The organism is Sulfurimonas sp. (genome assembly GCF_041563495.1).
Taxonomy (GTDB): domain Bacteria; phylum Campylobacterota; class Campylobacteria; order Campylobacterales; family Sulfurimonadaceae; genus Sulfurimonas.
This window is the reverse complement of sequence record NZ_JBFFMZ010000010.1, coordinates 32,933-52,943: the sequence shown is the minus strand read 5'-3', so window position 1 is coordinate 52,943 and position 20,011 is coordinate 32,933. Positions and strand designations below refer to the sequence as shown.

Here is a 20,011-nt window from a genome sequence, read left to right as displayed (position 1 = left end):
TTTTTCTATACTTTATATTTGTAAAATGATTCATAACTGCTCTGTTCATAGATACTTTCTATTGTATTATAGTCAGGAAAATTTAAAATAATAAAATGGATGATATTTTCACTTTTTAATGCTAGGAATTTTCGTAAACTAGCATCGTCCTGTTGAAGTAGAGGAAATGACTCTTGATAAATTATATCACCGCTGTCTACTTCTTCACTTACAAAGTGTGCGCTGATACCGCATTCTTTTTCTTTGTTATGTATAATCCAATTCGTAGGAGTAGGACCTTTGTATGAGGGTAACAGTGAAGGGTGGATATTGATATTGTATGTACCTTTATCAAGATGAGATTTTTTAAAAACTCTATGAAAGGTAACTATCAGATTTAAATCAACACTATCTTTAATATCCCAATCATCATCATTTTTTATGTATTTTACATCTATGTTGTTTTTTTGTGCCAAAGAGTCAAGTTGTTCTTCATCGTAGTAGGGAAAACAGTCTGTTTCTTTTCTTGTATATAGAGTAACTATATTAATATCTTTGTATTTCAATAAAGTTTTTAATGCTATATTGCCAAAACCTGTCAATGCAAAAAGGTTAATCTTCATTTTTCCACCAAAATGGTCTAGCTTCTTCTTTTAACTCAATATTCTCATTTTTATGATATTTTGCTCCCGCAACCTGCCAGTCTGGACATGTCTTACAAATTTCTGGTATATCTGACCATCTGTTTTGTATGTGCGGTTTTCGGACAATCTCATTATGCTTATCCCATAACTCTTTTAGTGTATTGTTCTTTACATTTCCAATAACACATTTTCCTTCATAATCTACCGCACATGTTACGACATTACCATTTTCATGTATTGCCATTGTATTGTTTGCCCACGGACAGGCAACTCTGAATTTGGTGTCATAATCCAGGTTTTTGGCTACGACATCACCTGAATTCGTCCATGAAAACATATCTCTGGTCTTTACTTCGGCACCTCTGGCTTCCCAGTGTTTTCTATATAGTTCTACTTCATGTCTGTTTTCATCCATAACAGAAAACTGGCATTGGATTACAGGAAATTCCAATCCAAGTTCTTCTTTTCGTTTAAGGAGTTTTTCTACAGATGCATATACCCTGTCTCTATCTCCGCCGACTCTTATCTTATTAAATACTTCGGAACTAAAACCATCTAAAGACAATATGAACCTTTTGAGTCCGGATGTCAATATCTGGTCTATCCAGTCATGCCTCTCAAGTAAGACACCGTTGGAATTTAGTACCATATTGGTCAACCCTTTGTCTCTGGCGTATCTAAGAAGTTCGTATAAAGTTTCACGAAGTGTTGTAGCTTCTCCGTAAAAAGTCGGCCATATTTCCGTGTTTGGAGCGGTATCGGCTATTTCATCGACAATCTTTTTAAACAACTTACTATCCATATGTTGTTTGGTTCGCTCCATGATGCGATGGTTGCAATGGATGCATTTTTGATTACATACGGAGGTACTTTCTATGATGATTTGAGGCGGGAAATCCCACTCTTTTAAATTTTCTTCTATTTTAAGAAGTCTGTCTTTTGTTTCATCAGTTATTTTCATTTTATTCCCTCATGCCATATTGCCAAGTTATATAAATTCCAAACTTTTGCATGATGATCGGCACCATTGTCAAATTCGTTTAAAAGTCTCTCTATATAAATTTTGTTAAAACTAAAAAAATCAATAAAGTTTATATCCAGAATCGTATTTTTCACTTGTGTAAAGTATTGTTTTTCTATCCATTTATAAACAGGCAGAACGAACCCTTCTTTTGGTCTGTTTATAATATCTTTATCCAAATACTTATTTGAGGCTAATTTTAATATGTATTTATTGACGCTGTTCTTAATCTTTAAAGATGACGGTATTCTTGAAGCAAACTCTACTACTCTATAATCTAAAAACGGAGTTCTTACTTCAACGGAATGAGCCATGGATAATCTATCAATAAATGGAAGGATCTGATTTGCTAAAAGTTCTTTTTGGTCTATTTCCAAACATTTATCAAGCATAGAAATAGAACTTAAAGATATTCTTTCGTAAGGATTTTCAATCTCTATATCATTACAGAGTAATTTTAATTCGGCATCGTTAAAAACATTTAGTTTATTTCGCCATTTTTGTATGTCCGATTCGGCTGTTTGTTTTAAAAATTCAAACTGATTTAAACTATCATACGGTGCCAGTCGCCTTTTGTCATTTTGGGTTAGATGCGAAAAATCTTTGTTTTGTAATGAGTTATAATATTCGATAGGATTGGACAATCGATGAGTAAGATAGCTTCCAAACAATTCATCTGCTCCATCACCGGAAAGTGAAACTTTAACATGCTTTGATATTAATTTTGTTAAAAAATAAGTACTGATGGTTCCTGAAAATGGTTCATCAAAAGCTTTTAATACATTACTTAGTTCATCAAATACTTCCTTTGAATCTAAAATATATTCATAATGATTTGTCCCTAGTTTTTTTGACAACTCTTTTGCATGGTACAAATCACTTTGTTTATTTTTAAAATCATCTTTATAACCAAGTGAAAATGTTTTTACATTAGTATTATGGTTTTTCACAATCATTGAAGTTATTAGACTAGAATCTAGCCCACCGCTTAAGTAAGCACCATACTCAACATCACATTGAGTCCTTATTTTAACAGCGTCTTCTAGGAGCTCTGTTAATTTATCTGATATTTCAACTTCAGATAAATTAAGCTTATTTGTAAAATTCAAACTCCAATATTGATTTTGTGTGAAAACTTTCTTAGATATATCATACGCTATGTAGCTTGCTGGCATTAATTGTTTTATATCTTGATATATTGTATTTGGAGCAGATGTATCTTTCAATTGCAAATAATTAATCAAAGATTTTTTGTCTATTTTAAAATCATGTTCTATGTACAATAATGATTTGATCTCAGATGCAAAGTAAAGCCGCTTATTTATAGTTGTATAATAAAGCGGTTTTTTACCAATTCTATCTCTAAATAAAAATAACTTATTGTTATTAGCATCATATAAAGAGATAGCAAACATACCGTTTAGCCTATTTACAAAATCTACACCATATTTTAAATAGAGATTTGGGATAATCTCACCGTCGCTGTGGTCAGAGGAAAACATGTAACCATCTTTAATCAACTCTTCTCTTAACTCTTTATGGTTATATATTTCTCCATTAAAGGTCACGACTATAGATTTGTCAAAAAAGAAGTATGGCTGATTGCCTTGATCTATATCCACTATTGAGAGTCTTCGCATTGCTAAAGTAAGCTGATCTGACTCAAATAAACCGCTATTGTCCGGACCCCTATGAAAAATTTCATTATTCATTTGGGCGATTAATTTACTGTTTTTTTCGCCTGTAAAGCCTACAATCCCACACATTTTATGACTTTAATTTATTGAATATATCTACATACATCTTTTCATTTTCTAGAAGTAGTTTTTTTGCAAAAACTTTTGATTTGATGCTGATATCCTGTAGTTCTTCAAAATCTTTGTTTAGATATTCTAATACGGTCTTGTCTAGATTTCCCAAAGCAATATTAACTATAGGCGAATCGTTGAAAAAATTTATATAATAACTGCTGTTGAGAATTCTGTATACATCATTTATGGCAGAGTCTGAATATAAAAATACTATTTTGCCTTTTAGCATAGCTTCTAAAGATGAGTATGTAATAATACCATCTACTAATTGTTCAATGTAAAAATGGCTTTCTTCCAGTTTTGATAAGAGTAGTTTTCTCTCTATGCCATAACAAAACTCTATGTCAACATTATTGTTTGTCTCCCCTAAGAGAGCTTCAATATACATACTGCCTTTTCTCACATTGTCATTAGCATAGTGTATAACTTTTATGTTGTCACTCTTAGAAAAGTTATAGTTGTATTTATCTACATCTTCAACGATCTGACCGTGATATACTAAAATATCAATTCTTTGTAAATAATCCATATAGCTTGCATAAGCAATGATTAGATTGACATATTTTGACCAATGATAAATTCTATTTTCTCTCTTTTTATCCAAAAGAAAATATTTCTTCCTACTCATCATATGACCGAGCTTTTGAACCCTGTTTTTATTTTGTTTAATAGACCAAACATCACTTCCGTATGGGAGCATTACAACTTTTTTATCAAATACTTGGTATAGAATAGGTTCAAGTTTCCAAAAAATAGTTCTTTCCAAAAAGCCGCTGTCAAAATACAGGCAAAAAATATCAAAATTTCTTAAAGCCCAAATAAAAGCAATGTATGAACCAAATTCATATGGGTTTTTATGTGTAAAACTAATTGGACAGATATCCTTAAATGTAAGTCCTGTATGGAAATTTCCATTTGAGTAATCTTGAAAAACAAAAAGCGTGTTGTCTATTTTATTGTTTGTTAGCGATTTACTCAATAGGTCAAAAGTTATTATAGGTACGGTACCTAGTAATATTTTATTTTTTTTCTCTGGTTTAACAATTTTTTTATAGATAAAAAGCAGTATTAATACTGTAAGAAACGGTATTATTGATAATGAATCTATGAACCATTTTCTAAGATTGTATTTTAATTCATTTTTAAAACTTACAACCGGCTCGTTATCATCAAATAAGAAGCTCCAGGCACCTTTATTGTACATTGTTAATTCTCATCTAAAAGCTTGTAAAATGAGTCTGTTTCTTTTATTGTTGATTGTTGATAGAGAAGATGCAAATACTCTTGTGTAGCCTTCTCTCTTGCTGTCTCATTATTTATAAACTCATTGGCAATGGAAATATAGTCTTCTTTGGTAAGAGCAAAAGAAAAACTTGAGTACGACTGTGCCTGTTTATTTATAGGGTTGATAAACCCATTTTTACTTAAATAATCCAAATCTTTTTTTGAATATAAAGAAGGTTCAAAACCGTAAGCTTCTGATTTTTGAATACTTGAAATTAACTCTTGTAATTTTGTTTCGGTCTTTATCCATTTCGTATTATCAAGCATGGTAACATATGGTTTACCTTTACCTCTGTATTCCTGAAGGGATTCTCCTCCGCCGGAAGGAAATTGGTCAAGCCATAAATCAACAACATGTCCATAGATGTCCGCATCTACATAACCAGGAAAATAAAAGCTATCACCTATACCTAAGGCATCAACTTTTTTTCTAATCTTTGAGTTATCACCGCTACCGCAAGCAAGATAAATAGTGTTGGGATTTTCTTTCATTATTATTGCTACACTCTCAAGGTATTCATCGTTATCAAGTTTAATCAGTCGTCCTATTGTTCCAAGAATAAAACTATCTTTAGGATATGTTTTTTTTATTTTGGCTACTTCCTCCATGTCAACATCTGCGTCATATTTATTGATGTCCATTTCCATGTCCAGGTGTTTAAACTTAGATGTTTTGTCTTCAGAAATACCTCCGTGAGCGATTGCCATGTCGATTCCGTCTATATCATATTCATAGTTTCCATGACTCCAGTAAATCTGTTTAGGAGCTGTTCTGGTTGTAAATAGGAAGTTATACTCAGGACGTGAGTTCATCCCTATCAAAATGTCTGTTTTATCTTGTATGAGCCTGTTGCGTACATGAAGAACTTTATCTATTATCTCATAAAACGGGTAGTCATCTCCGACGTACTCTTTATGAAGGTCAACATATTTCATACCGAGTTTTTTTAGTTCTTCGACAGTCTCGTTGAGTGACCCTGATTCTATAAAGTTTAAATTATAGATTGTAAATTCATATTTTGAAGATGGATTTTCACACAGCGATTTTATAAGTTCATAATATACATTGTAAATTGAGTAAGGGATGATTCTGTCTATTAAAAAGGCTACTTTTATCTTTTTCTTTGAATTTATTTTATTGTTGTTTTCTTTAATATTGTATTTTTTTACAAGTTTATCTTTTATAAAATTTTCAAGAGGTTTTTCTATTTGTTGATTGAATTCTTTTAGTTCATCTTGCGTAGGTGCGTCCTCGCCCCAAGACATAATCAGAGGAGTATAGAGGTAAAATACAAGTTCGTCCTGTTCTTTTTCCAGAGCTTTTGCATATATGTCATAAAGAACGTAGTATATATCTTTGTATTCCCTGCATCTGCTGTAGTTTAAAACACTCAGATAATAAAGTTTAAAGATTTGCTTTTTTTGTTCTAAAACATCCAATCCAAAAAAGTCATTGTCAAAAAGCTGTGCAGAGATTTTTTGAATATACTCTTTAAATCTGCTTTGTGGAAATATGGTTTTTACGAGTGTAAAATTATTGATGAGATCAAGTATAGCCTTATGCTTTGTCAATAATTTAAAATAATCTTCTTCTATTGCCTCCAATGAAGAGTTGTCTTGAATATATCTTGCACAGTAGTAAAGATGAATATGCAGAATAGACTTGTCTTTTTGCAAATATTGTAAAAGTGTATTAGAGAGTTCTACATTTATGGCATCTACTGAGATGTTGTTTTCTTTTAAGAATTTTATTGTCTTTAACAGTTTTAAGACAATATTCTCATTTAGTTCTTCATTATCTCTGCAAAATTGCATAAAAACAAATATCATTACATTGACATTTGAAGTATTTGTTTCACTATTTAGCAAACTATTTATGATTTCAATTTTTTGTTTTTTAATTGCGTCTATAGTTTCTGTTATGCTTTGGGCTATTTGTGCCCTTGTGTCTTGTGAAAACTCTGTTGCATCAAAGTTTAATTTAGAGATTTGTGGATGTATTGTTTTTAAGAAATAATTGTAAAAATTAGAAATCGGAACATTTATACAGTTTGATGGAGCATCCTCTAAGGTGGCTCCGTCATAAAAAAAGAATCGCCCCTCTTCGCAGCTTGATGCATCTGCTAAAGCTTGAGAAGAGTTGAAATAGTACGTGCTATAAACTGTCATACAAATATATCATATATTATTAATTATTTGTTTCAGCATTAATTATCATTTGAAGAGATGAAAACTGTGAATTTATTTTACTAATGATAGCATCATAGGCCGTAAAACGTTTTGCCATTATTTCATAACGGTCGTTAAGATTTTCTTGAGCAGCTGCGTATCTCTCCGACAAGTTTGTACTTTCTGTTTCCAAGTTCGTTTTAAAATCACTTAAAAGCTTACCGTACCCGGTATAACTTTTTAACTTCTCATCAATAGTTTCAAAGATACCTGTTACATCATTACCGTCACTGTCAAGCCCGCCTGCAAAAAATAACTCTACAGCATCCGGGTCATCATTTAGTTTTTCTTCTAAAACACTTTTATCAAAACTCATAGTACCGCTTCTGTCTATGTCTATACCATAGTTCATAAGAGAATTGTTACTGGTATTGAAAGCAGTTATTGTTTGAATTAAATCACGCCCTATGGATTTCACAAAAGTATTTCCGTTAAAAACACCTTCCGCACCTGTAGCATCGTCTTTAACTGTCATGTCATTAATATTTGACATAAGCGCATTGTAAGAATCTACAAATAGCTGTAATTCTCCGGTAATAGAATCTTTATCTAGGTTTACATCGACACTTGACACATCACCTTCTTCTTTTAGTTTTATATTTACACCCAGTATGAGGTCACTTATATCATTTGTTGACCTTGTTGTAGTGATGCCGTTGTATTTAAAAGTCGCATCTGTTGCTGCTTGCACTTCTTCATAACCGGTTGGATTTGTGACAGCATCATAGGCAGCAAAAAGTGCAGCGTCTAAAAAACCGCTTGTATCGGTAAGAGTCAGAGCAAAATCTTCACCTGTATTTTTAGAAGTAAGTACCAAGTTGTAAGCACCGTCACCCGTCTGTAGGACAGAAGCAGATACATAATCACCGGCTCCATCCGTTATTGCCTGGGTCAATTCAGAAAGAGTCATACCCGCAGTGTAGCTAATATTCAAAGTTTGATCTGGATTTAGCGGATCTGCACCCACTTTTATTTCTAGTGTACCGTCAGCCGATGCTATGTCAGTGGCAGTACTGGCAACTGCACCAAGCTTCTCTATATCTTTCTTAGCAAGAGTAACGGTTTCAAGTGAAAATGATTCTACCGTAGCACCGGCATCAATTGTAACTTCTGCATTACCGCTGACATCGATGGTCTTGCCGTCAAAAATTGTGTCATAACTAAGAGCAGAAGCACTGGCTTTAAAACTGCTCATTAACGATGATAACAACTCTTCAGCGTCTTGTTGTTGATTGTTAATAGTGATTTTATTTTCTATAGGCGTAATAATACGAGATTCATCAGCAGCCTTTAACTGGTCGATAACGTCCGCTGTTAAGACTCCCGAACCGATACCTAGTGAGCTTATACTTGATGCCATAATAAATCCTTTGAATATAAAGTATAGCATTATAATCGGCAATTATTCAATAATCTTTAAAAAAAAAACTATAAAAATAAATCTCGTATTTTCTGTAAAGAAAACTAAACTATGGTCGATATACTTTGCATGAAAGAAGCGAACAATGATAAAAAAGGATCTAACATGTATGGAAGTAACGCTCATAATATTTATGCACAAAATAATGTAGGAATCGAATCTCCGGCTAAGTTGATAGAGATGTTGTACGAGGGCGTGCTTCGTTTTAATGCCCAAGCAAAAAAAGCCATTAAAGATAGAGATGTTGAAAAAAAGATTTACTGGACAAACCGCTCAATTGCTATCGTTGTTGAATTAGTATCTATCCTTGATGACTCGCAGGGGGATGTTTCTGCCTATTTAAGCGGACTTTATAATTACCAGATACAACTCTTAACAACAGCAAGTTTAAAAAGCGATACCGAGAAACTGGATGAAGTAAGTAATGTTTTTAAAGGCCTGCTTGAAGCGTGGAGAGAGACTACATAATGTGGTTGAAGAAACTGCAAATTGCGGTGATTGAAAAAAACACGGATGCCATAGAATCATTATTAGACACTGCACCTGAATTTGATAATATAAAAGATGTAGAATCCGCAATGTATCTTTTAAGAGAGGCGGCAGAGTTGGTCTATACTCTCAAAGATGAGACGGCACTCACTATAAAACAGCTCAAAAAAAATATTGATTTTTTAAAATCGACTCAACCTGCTACTAAAAATAAACTAGATATAAAACTTTAGTCCTACTGACTACCTTTTTTTAGAAATTCCAAATTTCAGACTTCTTATGGTGTAATCACTGACAACTGCACCCTTTCTCATACTAAGTATATGTGTAATCGCATCTGCAATGTCAGATGCCAAAAGTCTCTCATCTTCATTGTCGCTCGTATCAAAACGCAGTTCATCATAAAAAGCTGTCTGAGTCATATCGGGGTTTATATTTGTCACACTGAGTCCGCTTTTTCTCGTCTCTTCAAACAAAGAATCGCTGAAAGCTTTTAACCCTGCTTTACTCGCACTGTAAACACCTGCGAACTTACTCGTTTTTATGGCTTCTATGGAGTTGATGTTTATGAGATAACCGTTGTTTTTTTTCAAAGATCTAAGCAAAGCATTTGTTAGAAGCATCGGTGCTGTTAAGTTCAAGAAAGTCATATCTGTAATGGTCTTCGGACTTAGTTCTTCATGAGGTTCAAATCTGCCAAAACCGGCACAGTTGATTAAGATATTTATATCTTCATCTCTTAAACTCTCACACGCTTTAAGTGTTGATTTTTCATCTGCAAGATTAGCCTGAAGAGCACTGAACAAAGTGTTATTGAAATCCTCTTTTGTTATGCTTCTGCTGATTCCTATAACTTTGTAGTTAATCTCCAAAAGTCTTTTGCATATCTCTTTGCCGATTCCGCTGCTTGCACCCGTAACTATTGCTGTCTTTAAACTCATAATCTACTTCTTTTATTTTAGTTATAATCTCAACATGAAAAATATTTATATAACCGATCTTGACCATACATTTTTGAAAACCGATTTATCTATAAGTGATTATACTAAAACTATTTGGAATTCAAAATCTACAGACTCTATTTTAAGCGTTGCAACTGCAAGAACTTACAAAAAAACGGCACAGTTTTTAAAAGATATTCATATAAATGCTCCTATGATACTACTTGACGGTGCGCTTATAGCTACCATGGATAAGAAGATAATAGACACTAAGTTTATAATCAAAGAGATAGCCGATGTTATTATCAACGAAGGCGGCAAGTTTGGCATCTACCCTTTTGTTTTGGCACTTGCAGATGATAGTCTAAATGAAGCTTTTCTTCATTCGAGCATTTTAAACGAACATCAAAAAGAAGTCCTTACTCGTTATACAAAAGATGATAATCTGCAAGAACACAAAGATATCCGTGCGATGGACGATAACTTTAAAATAGTCTATATGGGAGAGGAAAAGCTGCTTCGTGAGTTGGCAGCTCTTTTAGAGAAAATCTTTGGAGATTCACTCAAGTTTATTTTGGCTCCTGAGGCCTATGTCGGATGTTATTTCTTGACAATACTCCACAGAGATGCCGACAAAGCCTATGGCATAAAAAGTGTTTGTGAGTATAGCGGACTTGATCTCTCAAAGCTTACGGTATTTGGTGACAACTTCAATGATCTGGGGATGTTTGAACTGGCATCTACATCAGTTGCCGTAGCAAATGCGCAGGCAGAAGTTAAAAACAGGGCTGACATTGTTCTTACTCATACAAACGATGAAGATGCCATAGCAAAATATCTTGAAGGACTGAAAAGTGCGCACAGACCACACTAACTCGTTTGCGATGATAATAATCGCTGTTTTATTTTTTATTTTTGGTTTTGTGACTTGGTTAAACGGCTCGCTCATACCGTTTTTAAGAGTCATCTGCGACTTAAACGAGTTTCAGGCACTCTTTGTTACTTTTGCCTTTTACATCGCTTATACCGTTATGGCTCTGCCGATGTCTTTTGTCTTAGAAAAAACAGGATACAAAAACGGTATGGCGATAGGTCTCGGAGTTATGGCACTGGGCAGTCTGGTATTTATCCCGGCGGCTCTTAGTGCAGATTTTATACTCTTTTTAGTAGCACTATTTACTCTTGGAACGGGGCTTACAATTTTACAAACTGCGTCCAACCCTTATGTAGTTTTGATTGGACCGTTGGAGAGTGCTGCCATGAGGATTTCCATCATGGGACTTATAAACAAAGGTGCAGGGGTTTTGGTCCCGCTTCTTTTTACTTCCCTGATTCTCTCCGACATTACTTCGCTCTCAGCACAAAATCTGGCATCTGTAGATACAAAAGAGTTGGCTCACAGGCTTATTATTCCTTATATAATTATGGCAGCCGTTCTTACTTCTTTGATAGCTTTGGTGAAGTTATCATCTATTCCGGAGCTTACGTTTGAGAAAGAAGATCAGTACGACAAAGATACCATTTTTCACTTTCCTCGTGTTGTTCTCGGGGCATTGGCACTCTTTTTTTATGTGGGCATAGAAGTAATCGCCGGTGATACCATAGGACTTTATGCACAAAGTCTCAATGTAGAGAATGCGACCGCTTTAACATCGTACACAATGGTCTTTATGGTTCTTGGTTATTTAGTCGGAATAGTATTTATACCAAAGTTTCTCTCACAAGAAAAAGCACTTATGAATTCCGCTTTGGCAGGAATGCTCTTTTTGCTTGGAGTCGCTTACAGCTCAACCACTTCACACCAGATATCAGAGTTTTTATGGGGATGGAGCTCTATTCCAACACTTCCAGACACTGTGACTTTTGTGGCACTGCTTGGCTTTGCTAATGCTCTTGTCTGGCCTACTATCTGGCCTTTGGCATTGGAAGGACTCGGGAAATATACGGCTCAGGGAAGTGCTCTTCTTATTATGGCTATTGCAGGCGGAGCAGTTCTTCCTCTTGCCTTTGGCAAAATCGCACAGATAACGGCAGATATGCAGTCGGCATACCTGTTTGGAATCGTCTGTTATTTCTTTATACTTATGTACGCCACAAGATGGCACAAACATAGTTCCTGGCGTTCTTAATGCTTGATTACATAGAAGTAAACAATAGCTCGGCATCTATAAAAATCGCTTTGCAGGGCGCACATATCTTTCACTATGCTAGAAATGGAGAAAAACCTATTTTGTGGCTAAGCGAGGTCAGTAATTTTGAAAAAGGCAAAGCAATCCGCGGAGGAGTTCCCATTTGCTGGCCCTCTTTTGGAATGAACAATCCTTCCTTACCTCAGCACGGTTTTGCAAGAACAGCAGAGTTTAAGCATCTGGGCACGCAAGAGATAGATTCAAACACAACAGTAGTAACTCTAAAGCTGACTCATTCAAAAGAGAGTCTGAAACTATGGCCGTATAAGTTTGAACTGCTATTTAAAGTCAGCATCTCAGATAAGCTCACTATGGAACTCACAACAAAAAATTTGGATGAGAAGACTTTTAAAATCACGCAGGCACTTCACACTTATTTTGATATCTCACACATCTCGGATGTAAGAGTAAGAGGTCTTGATAAAAAGCCTTACTTGGATGCTCTAACAAACAAACAGTTAGTCCAAAGCGGAGATGTCTTGTTTGAAGAGGAAGTAGATAGAGTTTATCAAGAGGTAAAAGAGCAAATTTTACTTGTTGATAAAAATAGAACTATTCACATAGAAAACGAAGGTTCATCTTCTGTTGTTATCTGGAATCCTTGGATAGAAAAAGGCAAACGGATGAGCGCTATGAGAGATGACGCTTACAATGATTTTGTCTGCATCGAATCAGCCAATGCATATGAAGATTTTAAAATGCTAAAGCCCGGCGAAGCTCACACCTTAAAAGCCGTTATTTATTGAGCAGATAGTGGGAATCATATGCAAGTCTTATGACTCCGATAGCGTAGTTTGACGAGTTGTTGTATTTCATGACCTTTTTAGCATACTCATTTAGATAACTCAATTCTTTTTTATCACATGTAAAGCATTTATATTTTTTGCCGTGTTTGTTTTTTGTGTAAACAAGAGAAGCATCTTTATATTTATGCTCATAGTCGTACCAAGCTGATTCTATTTTTGGAATGTCCGGCATCTTGTCCCACTTTATAAGCTTGGAAAAATCCGCTTTTTTATGAAGAAACTTACTTGCCGACATGATGGCATCTTCCATCTTTGTAAGGTCTGCCGTTTTTGTTTTATAACCGTCTGTATAGACAAAGCTGTTTGGCATGAACTGAGGGATTCCAACGGCTCCTGCATAAGAGCTTGGAAGATTACACTCCTCAGGTACTACACCTTTTTTATAACAGTGAGTGATGATAGATGCCATATTTGTCTTACCCATCTTAAGCAGCCATTTTTGACGGGAAGTCTTTGGTTTAGTCCTGACTACGATGGTGTTAAAGACTATGAAAGCATCGTGAGTCGGTTTTATCTTGCCCAGTTTTGTCTCTTTCATCAGTATGGACGCTATGATCTCACGGTTTACACCATACTTCTTTTCACTGTAATCATAAACTTTTTTATATTTTTTGAGATGTTCGACTATCTTTGGAATGTGTTTTACCAAGACATTGTTAGCTTTTTTTTCACTCTTTTTATGAGTCTCTATATGGCGTGGTTGAAGATACTTCCAGCTTACTTCGTCATACTTTTTTGTTTTAAAGTAAGAGAGTAAAAATTTGTTGGCGTAAGTGTAAGAGACACCGTTTTTTACAGCCTTTTTACAGACATCCGTATAGTGTTTGTTTTGAAATTCGCAGTTTGTATATTTGGCCGATAAAATTGTTGTGAGTGTTAAAAGTAGTATTAGTCTAATCATCTGTTTATATCTTCCAATCTTTGTGGTGTTCCTACATCATGCCATATCTTATTAAACAACTCACCACTTACCTCATTTTTTGCTATTGCCACTCGAAGAAGTGGAGCCAAGGCTGATTTTTTACACTCTAAAACACTAAAGAGTTTAGGGGAATAATAACCTATGCCTGAAAATGTATATTTTTCATCTGCTTCATTTAGAACAAGGTCTCCCTCTAGTCCAAAATCACCATCAGGGTTATGCTCAGGATTTGGAACTAAGATAAGATGGGCTAACTTGTCTTTTAAGTCAAAATCTAAATCAAAGTCGTAGTCGCAAAAGATATCGCCGTTTAGTACTAAAAAAGTTTCATCTCCCAAAAGTGGCAGAGCTTTTATAATCCCGCCGGCACTCTCTAAAGCTCCAGTGTCCTGCTCATCTGAGTAAGTTATGTTTAAACCAAATCTTGAGCCGTCCCCGATGACTTCGGGTATCTTAAAACCAAGGTGGGCAATGTTAATCACTACATCTTTAAACCCGCACTTCGCAAGTCTCTGTAGATGCCAGACCAAAAGCGGTTTGCCACGTACTTCCAAGAGTGGTTTTGGAAGAGTGTCAGTCAGTGGTCGCATTCTCTCTCCTCGACCTGCACACAATATCATCGCTTTCATTGAAGTTCTTTTAAAAGTTCGCCCAACTCTTTTGTCTCTTCGTATCTGTTTGCGGCATCTATGGTGTATTTTAGAGTCAGCGGGATATCTTTGAGGTAACCGTCTTTGCCGTCACGAAGATAGAGTCTGGAAAATATTCCAAGGACTTTTATATGTCGTTGCATCCCCATAAAGTCAAACCATTTTAAAAATTCGTCATCGCCAGCAATCAAGCCTTTTTTGTCACGAAACTCTAAAACTAGTTTTTCTATCTCCTCTCTCTCATAAGCGATATAACAATCTTTTAGCAGTGAAACCAGATCATAAGTGATTGCCCCACTCATTGCATCTTGATAGTCTATAACACCTATTTTGTCATCTTTTGTCAACATGATATTTCTTGAGTGATAATCTCTATGGACAAACACGTTTTGTGGCTGAGAAAGAACTACATCCGAGATGGCATCTAGTGACTTTTGTATAAGGTTTTTTTGAGTTTGGCTTAGCGTTACTTTTAGGTTTTTCTCTAAGTACCACTCCCTCATCAAGTCCATTTCAAAGTGCAAAAATGCTTTGTCATAAAGTGGAAGCCCTCTTGCATCTGCGTTTTGCATAGTTATGATGACATCTATCGCTTCTGAGTAGAGTGTTTTGTAGTTGTTTGCATCTAGGACATTTAGATAGTGAGTGTTTCCAAAATCTTCGATGATTAAAAAGCCCTCTTTTAGGTTTTGTTCTAAAATCTTAGGGGCATTTACACCTACATCTAAAAGTCTTGAAGTAACATCTATAAATGGAGCGAGTGACTCTTTTTCAAGTGATGAGTCCATCAAAAGAAAGGTAGTATCTGCACTCTGAAGTCTGTAATACTTCCTAAAACTTGCATCCGCAGATGCTATGCTTATCTCATAATTTTTATATGAAGTCGTATCTAACCACTCTTTTATCTTATCCATATATCCCGCCTAAAACTGAGTCTTTTGAAGCACCTGTTACAGATGAGAGTTTTACTTTTTCATTGTGGACTCTTTTGTACGCAAGCCAAGCAAAAGCCATTGCTTCCATATAGTCACTGCTAACTCCAAACTCATCACTTACCTTTACCTCTGCCTTGCAGAGTTCGCTTAGTCTTTGCATCAAAAGCGGATTTTTTGCTCCGCCTCCGCAGACTATCAGAAGCTGTGCATCTGTTTTGTTGGCATCATTGGCAATGCTTTTGGCTGTAAGCTCAAGCAGAGTTCGTTGAACATCTTCTGCTTTTATGGTGTCAAAAAGCGGAAGATGATTTGAGAGCCAAGTAGGGTTGAAATATTCACGTCCCGTACTTTTTGGAGGTTGCTTTTTAAAGTAGGCATCTTCTAAAAAACTCTCAAGAAGCGCTTCATTAACTTCTCCGCTAAAAGCGAAAACAGCATCTTTGTCATAATCCGCATCTGTGTGGATACTACTCCAGTAATCCATCAAAACATTTCCGCATCCGGTGTCCCAACCTCTAAGCTCATCTCCTAAAATAGTGAGATTCGCCATACCGCCGATGTTTAAAACAGCAGTTTTTTTATCCAAGTTTTTAAATATCTCTTGATGAAAAGCAGGAGCAAAAGGAGCGCCTTGTCCGCCGTTTGCTATGTCCATTCTTCTAAAATCAGCTACGACTTGGATGCTGGTTTTTGCACTTACCACATTTGCATCGCCTGATTGCATCGAGAAAGGGTTGTCACCGCGGGGCTGATGCCAAAGTGTCTGGCCGTGCAAGCCGATTGCTTTTACACTTACAGCATCTATAGACTCTTTTTTTATAAAAGCATTGATTGCATCTGCAAACATGTGTCCGAGTCTGTTATCAACACTACCGACTTGCTCAAGCATGGTTGAGCCGTTTATAATATTTAAAATCTCGGCTTTTAATTCAGAGTCAAATTCAGACTCAGAAGATGCAATCAAAGAGCAATGAGAAGAGTCCATCTCACAAAGAGCAATGTCGATGCCGTCCATACTTGTTCCCGACATCACGCCTATATATAACTCACTCATCAACTGTCTCACTTTTTTTTAACTGCATAATCCCAAAAGCAACAATCGTCCCAATAACTATCTGCCATGAAAAACCAAGAGAGATGCCAAAAGTGTAGGGCTGAAGCGAGAGTACGGTAACAAATCCGCCCACAAGTGCAAAAGGAACAAGTTTAGAGTTTCCTCTTTTAGTAAAGATAGCCGAGAAGAAGACTCCCAAAAGACCCGTGTAGGCAAAAGCCATAACACCAAGAGCAAAGCCTATAAGAGAGAGTTCGCTGTACCTCTGCCAGAAATAACTCACTACCGCCATAAGAGATAAGATAAAAGCAAACAGTATGACTGCATTTCGTGAAGCTCTTACAAAGTGCATCTCATCTGTTTTGCCTTGTCTTAATTTCCAAGGCTTGTAGAGGTCTTCGATGGCTACAGATGCCATGGCTCCCAAAACGGAGTTTGTACTAGAGAGTGCCGCGGCAATAGCTCCCACAGTCACAAGTCCTCGAAGACCGTCTGGCATCTCGTTTAAAATATAGTACATAAAGATAGTGATGTTTTCACCCTTAAAACTCTGTACTATATCGGCTTGATGGTAGAAGACAAAGAGCAGGGCACCGATGGCAAGAAAGAGCAGGACTACGGGGATGGTAAGCACTATTGAGACTATAAGAGATTTTGCCGCATCTTGCTTGTTTTTGCAAGAGAGGACTCTTTGAGTCATATCCTGGTCCATCCCAAAAGCGGCAATATTTAGAAGCAGCCAACCGCTTAAAAGACCGATGATACTGAACTTTCCATCTAGTGAAGTGTCAAAAAGACTGAGTTTGTCGTTCTCACTCAGAACTTGCATAATGTTAACGCTATCAAGAGAGTAGTAGAGATAGACAAGTACGACAAGACCTGCTCCGACATAGGTTACGGCTTGGATGATGTCACTTAAAATGACGGACTTTATACCGCCAAAATATGTATAGACCAAAGCCCCGAGCATCAGGATGATAATAGAGAGTAAAACGTGCAAGAAGATGATATCTCCAAATAAAATCATCGAGATAGCTAAAGCACCTATGTAGAGTCTCGCTCCGCTTGCTAGAACGCGACCGACTAAAAACATGATTCCCGCCTGTTTTTTTGCTCCTTCTCCGTATCTTGATTCTAAAAGTTCATATACGGTTACTGCTCTCATGGCGTAAAATTTTGGGATAAGAACGTAGGCTACAAAAATAACCGCGATTAAAGCAGAGAAGTAAAAGCCTATAAAAGTGAAGTCGTTTTTGTATGAAAACTCGGGTGCTCCTATAAAAGTCGCGGCAGATTGTGAAGTGGCCAAAACCGAGATGGCAACTGCAAACATCGGCATGGAGTTCGCACTTACAAAGTACTCTCTTGAAGTTGTTATTTTCGCTTGGGCTAAGAGATATGAAGTGATTGCAAGTATGAGAAAATAAGCTCCAAATACAGACCAGTCAATAAATGAGAAAGCACTTTGCATCTATGGTTTCTTTAGTCCTAAATCTTTAACGTTTCCTCTGATTTTGTTCATAAACTTTTCTCCGGGATCGGCTTTTTTTGTTCTATAGTTTGCATCTTTTTCCAACCAAAGCGGGGAGTTTTGCATCTCTTGGTACTCATGATGACCGATGAGGTATTCGATGTTTGGATATTTTTCTTTTAGATATTTTACAAGTCTGATATTTGCATCTAGTTGTGCAGGAGTTAAATCATCTTTAATATTACCTTCGCCGCCGACATTCTCTACGCCGATACTTGAGTAGTTAAGCCCGATGACATGTCTTGCCATAAAGTTGTCTCTCATTAGCTGATAAATAGTCCCATCACGAGCCACTAAAAAGTGCGAAGAGACATTAAGAGCTCCCGCATCTGCTATGTCGCCTCTGTCGCTGTAAAGAGTGTTGCCTTTTAGTCTTTTAAAAGAATCTTCAAAATCCATAACGGCAGTCCAGTGAAGAACTATAATCTTTGGGTCTATTGTTATATCTTTTGCATTTAAACCGTAATGCTGTTTGATATATGTCTTTGTCATATCTATACGTTTTTGTCCAAAATCTATTGGTCTGTAAATGATGGAGTTTTTAGTATGCAGATTTTCTATGCGTCTGTTTGACTCTATGATTCTTTTCTTTGATATCGCACCGTTTTTTACCTGTGAGTAGATTATTTCAACTAACTCATCTGCATTGTTGGATGCCAGCTGGTTTCCAAAAAGAAGTATATCAACACCGGAGTTTATGGCTTTTGTCACTGTCTCTTTTAGAGTGTAGTGTTTTGAGATGGCTTTCATCTGCAGGTCATCACTGATGATTACGCCTTTAAAACCCATCTTCTGGCGAAGTAGTTTTGTGTTTACGCTGTATGAAAGAGTTGCAGGGTACTTGGCATCGAGCTTTGAGTTAAAAACATGTGCCGTCATAATCATATCTGCATCTCTTGAGTTTATGAGGTTTTGATATGGTTCTAACTCTTTTTGAGTCCAAGTCTTGGATATGTCTACAAAACCTTTGTGCGAATCATCCAAAGATGAGCCGTGACCGGGAAAGTGTTTTAAAACAGAGATGACATTTTGTTCTCTTAGCGAGTCTATAAATACTTTAGCATACTTTGTTACTTCAGACGATGAAGCTCCGTAAGAACGTTCAAGTCCTACGATGACTTTGTTCTTAGGGTTTAGTGCCAAGTCTACTACGGGAGCAAAATCACAGTTTATGCCGTTTTGTTTTATCATTTTTGCTTGTGTGTTGTAAATCTCTTTTGCTTCTTGAAGTGACATAGTTGATACTTCTTCTGCAGAAGGTGTTTTTTCAAACCCGTAAGAAGGTTTTAAACGTGCGACTTTTCCTCCCTCTTGGTCTATTGAGATAAGTAGATGTTTTTTTGAAAAAGTCTTTAGTTTTTTTGTAAGGTCTTGAAGTTGTGAGGGTGAGCTTATGTTCTTTGTCTTATCTCTGTCACTGTAAAACCTGTCAAATAAGATCACTCCGCCAAGGTCATATTTTTGGATATCTTTTACTATTTTAGAATTTTCATCTATTTGTTCATTTTCAAAACCGATGACAAGCATACGGCCTATCTGTTTTTTTAGCTGTGCATCGTTAGCACCCAGAGTTAAGATACTCAGTAAAAGTATTAAAATAAATTTCAATTATCAGCCTTAAAATTAATTATATTGTTTATATCATCTATAACATTAAAGATAAGTGATTTTGCCATTTGCTTGGTAACTATTTGTGGTTCAAAGTGATCGGACACGACTTTAAAAATATATTTGTTCTTAACATCTTGAGTAGCTCTTAAAAAACCTTCAGACTCCATATCTACAAGTTCATAGTTGCCTTGTTGGGATATTTCAGAATCGACACACGTAAGGTTTTTATCTCTTGCATCTATAAGCTCTCCGATAGCAAACTTTTCATCTGCGCCACAGATGCCAACGTTGATAATAATGTCATTTTCATTCATCTTTGCAACAACACTCTTTGTTGCATTAAACATATTATCTGAGCCTATACCACTGATTATCAGTGTGATTTGAGAATTTTGTTTATTCTTGGGAAGTTTGTACTTATCGACAAAAGCTTGTGCTTCTGACTTTAAAGCACATATAATATATATCATTTTTAGAATCCTGTGTTACAATTGT

General features: G+C 35.9%; 19 protein-coding genes. 5 read left to right on the top strand and 14 right to left on the bottom strand.

Annotated elements, in window-relative coordinates:
- Positions 1–5 precede the first annotated feature (5 nt).
- Genes ABYK18_RS10100 through fliD form a run of 6 tightly spaced genes read right to left on the bottom strand, consistent with a single transcriptional unit; the run spans position 6 to position 8,328 of the window.
- The gene (locus ABYK18_RS10100; protein WP_373036543.1) at positions 6–602 is read right to left on the bottom strand and encodes a formyltransferase family protein; all 597 of its coding nucleotides are present in this window, start codon (positions 600–602) and stop codon (positions 6–8) included.
- Positions 592–1,584, bottom strand: coding sequence for a radical SAM/SPASM domain-containing protein (locus tag ABYK18_RS10095; RefSeq protein WP_373036542.1), 993 nt, complete (start codon positions 1,582–1,584; stop codon positions 592–594). The genes ABYK18_RS10100 and ABYK18_RS10095 overlap by 11 nt, the downstream gene beginning before the upstream one ends.
- Positions 1,581–3,410: an asparagine synthase (glutamine-hydrolyzing) gene (gene asnB, locus ABYK18_RS10090; protein ID WP_373036541.1), complete on the bottom strand. Its 1,830-nt coding sequence runs from the start codon at positions 3,408–3,410 to the stop codon at positions 1,581–1,583. Before asnB ends, ABYK18_RS10095 begins: the two co-directional genes overlap by 4 nt.
- 1 nt (position 3,411) lies before the next feature.
- Positions 3,412–4,659, bottom strand: a complete 1,248-nt coding sequence (locus ABYK18_RS10085; RefSeq protein WP_373036540.1) for a hypothetical protein — start codon at positions 4,657–4,659, stop codon at positions 3,412–3,414.
- A 2-nt stretch (positions 4,660–4,661) separates the two neighbouring features.
- Positions 4,662–6,908: a hypothetical protein gene (locus ABYK18_RS10080; RefSeq protein ID WP_373036539.1), complete on the bottom strand. Its 2,247-nt coding sequence runs from the start codon at positions 6,906–6,908 to the stop codon at positions 4,662–4,664.
- A 19-nt stretch (positions 6,909–6,927) separates the two neighbouring features.
- Positions 6,928–8,328, bottom strand: coding sequence for a flagellar filament capping protein FliD (gene fliD / locus ABYK18_RS10075; protein WP_373036538.1), 1,401 nt, complete (start codon positions 8,326–8,328; stop codon positions 6,928–6,930).
- A 165-nt stretch (positions 8,329–8,493) separates the two neighbouring features.
- Here fliD and fliS point away from each other — a divergent pair, with 165 nt between their 5' ends.
- The gene (fliS, locus tag ABYK18_RS10070; protein WP_373036579.1) at positions 8,494–8,856 is read left to right on the top strand and encodes a flagellar export chaperone FliS; all 363 of its coding nucleotides are present in this window, start codon (positions 8,494–8,496) and stop codon (positions 8,854–8,856) included.
- On the top strand, positions 8,856–9,110 hold the full coding sequence (locus ABYK18_RS10065; protein WP_373036537.1) for a hypothetical protein: 255 nt from the start codon (positions 8,856–8,858) through the stop codon (positions 9,108–9,110). Before fliS ends, ABYK18_RS10065 begins: the two co-directional genes overlap by 1 nt.
- 9 nt (positions 9,111–9,119) lie before the next feature.
- On the opposite strand, the gene ABYK18_RS10060 is transcribed toward ABYK18_RS10065, so the two are convergent.
- Positions 9,120–9,818, bottom strand: a complete 699-nt coding sequence (locus ABYK18_RS10060) for an SDR family oxidoreductase (RefSeq protein WP_373036536.1) — start codon at positions 9,816–9,818, stop codon at positions 9,120–9,122.
- Between the two features lie 34 nt (positions 9,819–9,852).
- Here ABYK18_RS10060 and ABYK18_RS10055 point away from each other — a divergent pair, with 34 nt between their 5' ends.
- From ABYK18_RS10055 to ABYK18_RS10045, 3 genes are read left to right on the top strand one after another with little or no spacing between them, the layout of a single operon-like run.
- A complete protein-coding gene (locus ABYK18_RS10055) occupies positions 9,853–10,692 on the top strand; it encodes an HAD-IIB family hydrolase (protein ID WP_373036535.1) in 840 nt (279 codons plus the stop codon).
- On the top strand, positions 10,673–11,947 hold the full coding sequence (locus ABYK18_RS10050; RefSeq protein ID WP_373036534.1) for a sugar MFS transporter: 1,275 nt from the start codon (positions 10,673–10,675) through the stop codon (positions 11,945–11,947). The genes ABYK18_RS10055 and ABYK18_RS10050 overlap by 20 nt, the downstream gene beginning before the upstream one ends.
- Positions 11,947–12,753 (top strand): D-hexose-6-phosphate mutarotase, encoded by an 807-nt coding sequence (locus ABYK18_RS10045; RefSeq protein ID WP_373036533.1) that lies wholly within the window; start codon positions 11,947–11,949, stop codon positions 12,751–12,753. The genes ABYK18_RS10050 and ABYK18_RS10045 overlap by 1 nt, the downstream gene beginning before the upstream one ends.
- Here the strand turns inward: ABYK18_RS10045 and ABYK18_RS10040 are convergent.
- Genes ABYK18_RS10040 through ABYK18_RS10010 form a run of 7 tightly spaced genes read right to left on the bottom strand, consistent with a single transcriptional unit; the run spans position 12,743 to position 19,986 of the window.
- Complete coding sequence (locus ABYK18_RS10040; RefSeq protein ID WP_373036532.1) at positions 12,743–13,714, bottom strand: lytic murein transglycosylase; 972 nt, start codon at positions 13,712–13,714, stop codon at positions 12,743–12,745. The genes ABYK18_RS10045 and ABYK18_RS10040 overlap by 11 nt on opposite strands.
- Positions 13,711–14,364: an N-acetylmuramate alpha-1-phosphate uridylyltransferase MurU gene (gene murU / locus ABYK18_RS10035; protein ID WP_373036531.1), complete on the bottom strand. Its 654-nt coding sequence runs from the start codon at positions 14,362–14,364 to the stop codon at positions 13,711–13,713. Before murU ends, ABYK18_RS10040 begins: the two co-directional genes overlap by 4 nt.
- Positions 14,361–15,299, bottom strand: a complete 939-nt coding sequence (locus ABYK18_RS10030; RefSeq protein WP_373036529.1) for an aminoglycoside phosphotransferase family protein — start codon at positions 15,297–15,299, stop codon at positions 14,361–14,363. The genes murU and ABYK18_RS10030 overlap by 4 nt, the downstream gene beginning before the upstream one ends.
- The gene (locus ABYK18_RS10025; RefSeq protein ID WP_373036528.1) at positions 15,292–16,374 is read right to left on the bottom strand and encodes an anhydro-N-acetylmuramic acid kinase; all 1,083 of its coding nucleotides are present in this window, start codon (positions 16,372–16,374) and stop codon (positions 15,292–15,294) included. The genes ABYK18_RS10030 and ABYK18_RS10025 overlap by 8 nt, the downstream gene beginning before the upstream one ends.
- The gene (locus ABYK18_RS10020) at positions 16,367–17,845 is read right to left on the bottom strand and encodes a sodium:solute symporter (RefSeq protein WP_373036526.1); all 1,479 of its coding nucleotides are present in this window, start codon (positions 17,843–17,845) and stop codon (positions 16,367–16,369) included. The genes ABYK18_RS10025 and ABYK18_RS10020 overlap by 8 nt, the downstream gene beginning before the upstream one ends.
- Positions 17,846–19,513: a glycoside hydrolase family 3 N-terminal domain-containing protein gene (locus ABYK18_RS10015; protein ID WP_373036525.1), complete on the bottom strand. Its 1,668-nt coding sequence runs from the start codon at positions 19,511–19,513 to the stop codon at positions 17,846–17,848.
- The gene (locus ABYK18_RS10010; RefSeq protein ID WP_373036524.1) at positions 19,510–19,986 is read right to left on the bottom strand and encodes a hypothetical protein; all 477 of its coding nucleotides are present in this window, start codon (positions 19,984–19,986) and stop codon (positions 19,510–19,512) included. Before ABYK18_RS10010 ends, ABYK18_RS10015 begins: the two co-directional genes overlap by 4 nt.
- Between the last annotated feature and the right edge of the window lie 25 nt (positions 19,987–20,011).

Bases quoted from the DNA above. Each gene is read 5' to 3' on its own strand.
- ABYK18_RS10100 (WP_373036543.1), bottom strand. From the start codon at position 602: ATGAAGATTAACCTTTTTGCATTGACAGGTTTTGGCAATATAGCATTA.
- ABYK18_RS10095 (WP_373036542.1), bottom strand. From the start codon at position 1,584: ATGAAAATAACTGATGAAACAAAAGACAGACTTCTTAAAATAGAAGAA.
- asnB (WP_373036541.1), bottom strand. From the start codon at position 3,410: ATGTGTGGGATTGTAGGCTTTACAGGCGAAAAAAACAGTAAATTAATC.
- ABYK18_RS10085 (WP_373036540.1), bottom strand. From the start codon at position 4,659: ATGTACAATAAAGGTGCCTGGAGCTTCTTATTTGATGATAACGAGCCG.
- ABYK18_RS10080 (WP_373036539.1), bottom strand. From the start codon at position 6,908: ATGACAGTTTATAGCACGTACTATTTCAACTCTTCTCAAGCTTTAGCA.
- fliD (WP_373036538.1), bottom strand. From the start codon at position 8,328: ATGGCATCAAGTATAAGCTCACTAGGTATCGGTTCGGGAGTCTTAACA.
- fliS (WP_373036579.1), top strand. From the start codon at position 8,494: ATGTATGGAAGTAACGCTCATAATATTTATGCACAAAATAATGTAGGA.
- ABYK18_RS10065 (WP_373036537.1), top strand. From the start codon at position 8,856: ATGTGGTTGAAGAAACTGCAAATTGCGGTGATTGAAAAAAACACGGAT.
- ABYK18_RS10060 (WP_373036536.1), bottom strand. From the start codon at position 9,818: ATGAGTTTAAAGACAGCAATAGTTACGGGTGCAAGCAGCGGAATCGGC.
- ABYK18_RS10055 (WP_373036535.1), top strand. From the start codon at position 9,853: ATGAAAAATATTTATATAACCGATCTTGACCATACATTTTTGAAAACC.
- ABYK18_RS10045 (WP_373036533.1), top strand. From the start codon at position 11,947: ATGCTTGATTACATAGAAGTAAACAATAGCTCGGCATCTATAAAAATC.
- ABYK18_RS10040 (WP_373036532.1), bottom strand. From the start codon at position 13,714: ATGATTAGACTAATACTACTTTTAACACTCACAACAATTTTATCGGCC.
- murU (WP_373036531.1), bottom strand. From the start codon at position 14,364: ATGAAAGCGATGATATTGTGTGCAGGTCGAGGAGAGAGAATGCGACCA.
- ABYK18_RS10030 (WP_373036529.1), bottom strand. From the start codon at position 15,299: ATGGATAAGATAAAAGAGTGGTTAGATACGACTTCATATAAAAATTAT.
- ABYK18_RS10025 (WP_373036528.1), bottom strand. From the start codon at position 16,374: ATGAGTGAGTTATATATAGGCGTGATGTCGGGAACAAGTATGGACGGC.
- ABYK18_RS10020 (WP_373036526.1), bottom strand. From the start codon at position 17,845: ATGCAAAGTGCTTTCTCATTTATTGACTGGTCTGTATTTGGAGCTTAT.
- ABYK18_RS10010 (WP_373036524.1), bottom strand. From the start codon at position 19,986: ATGATATATATTATATGTGCTTTAAAGTCAGAAGCACAAGCTTTTGTC.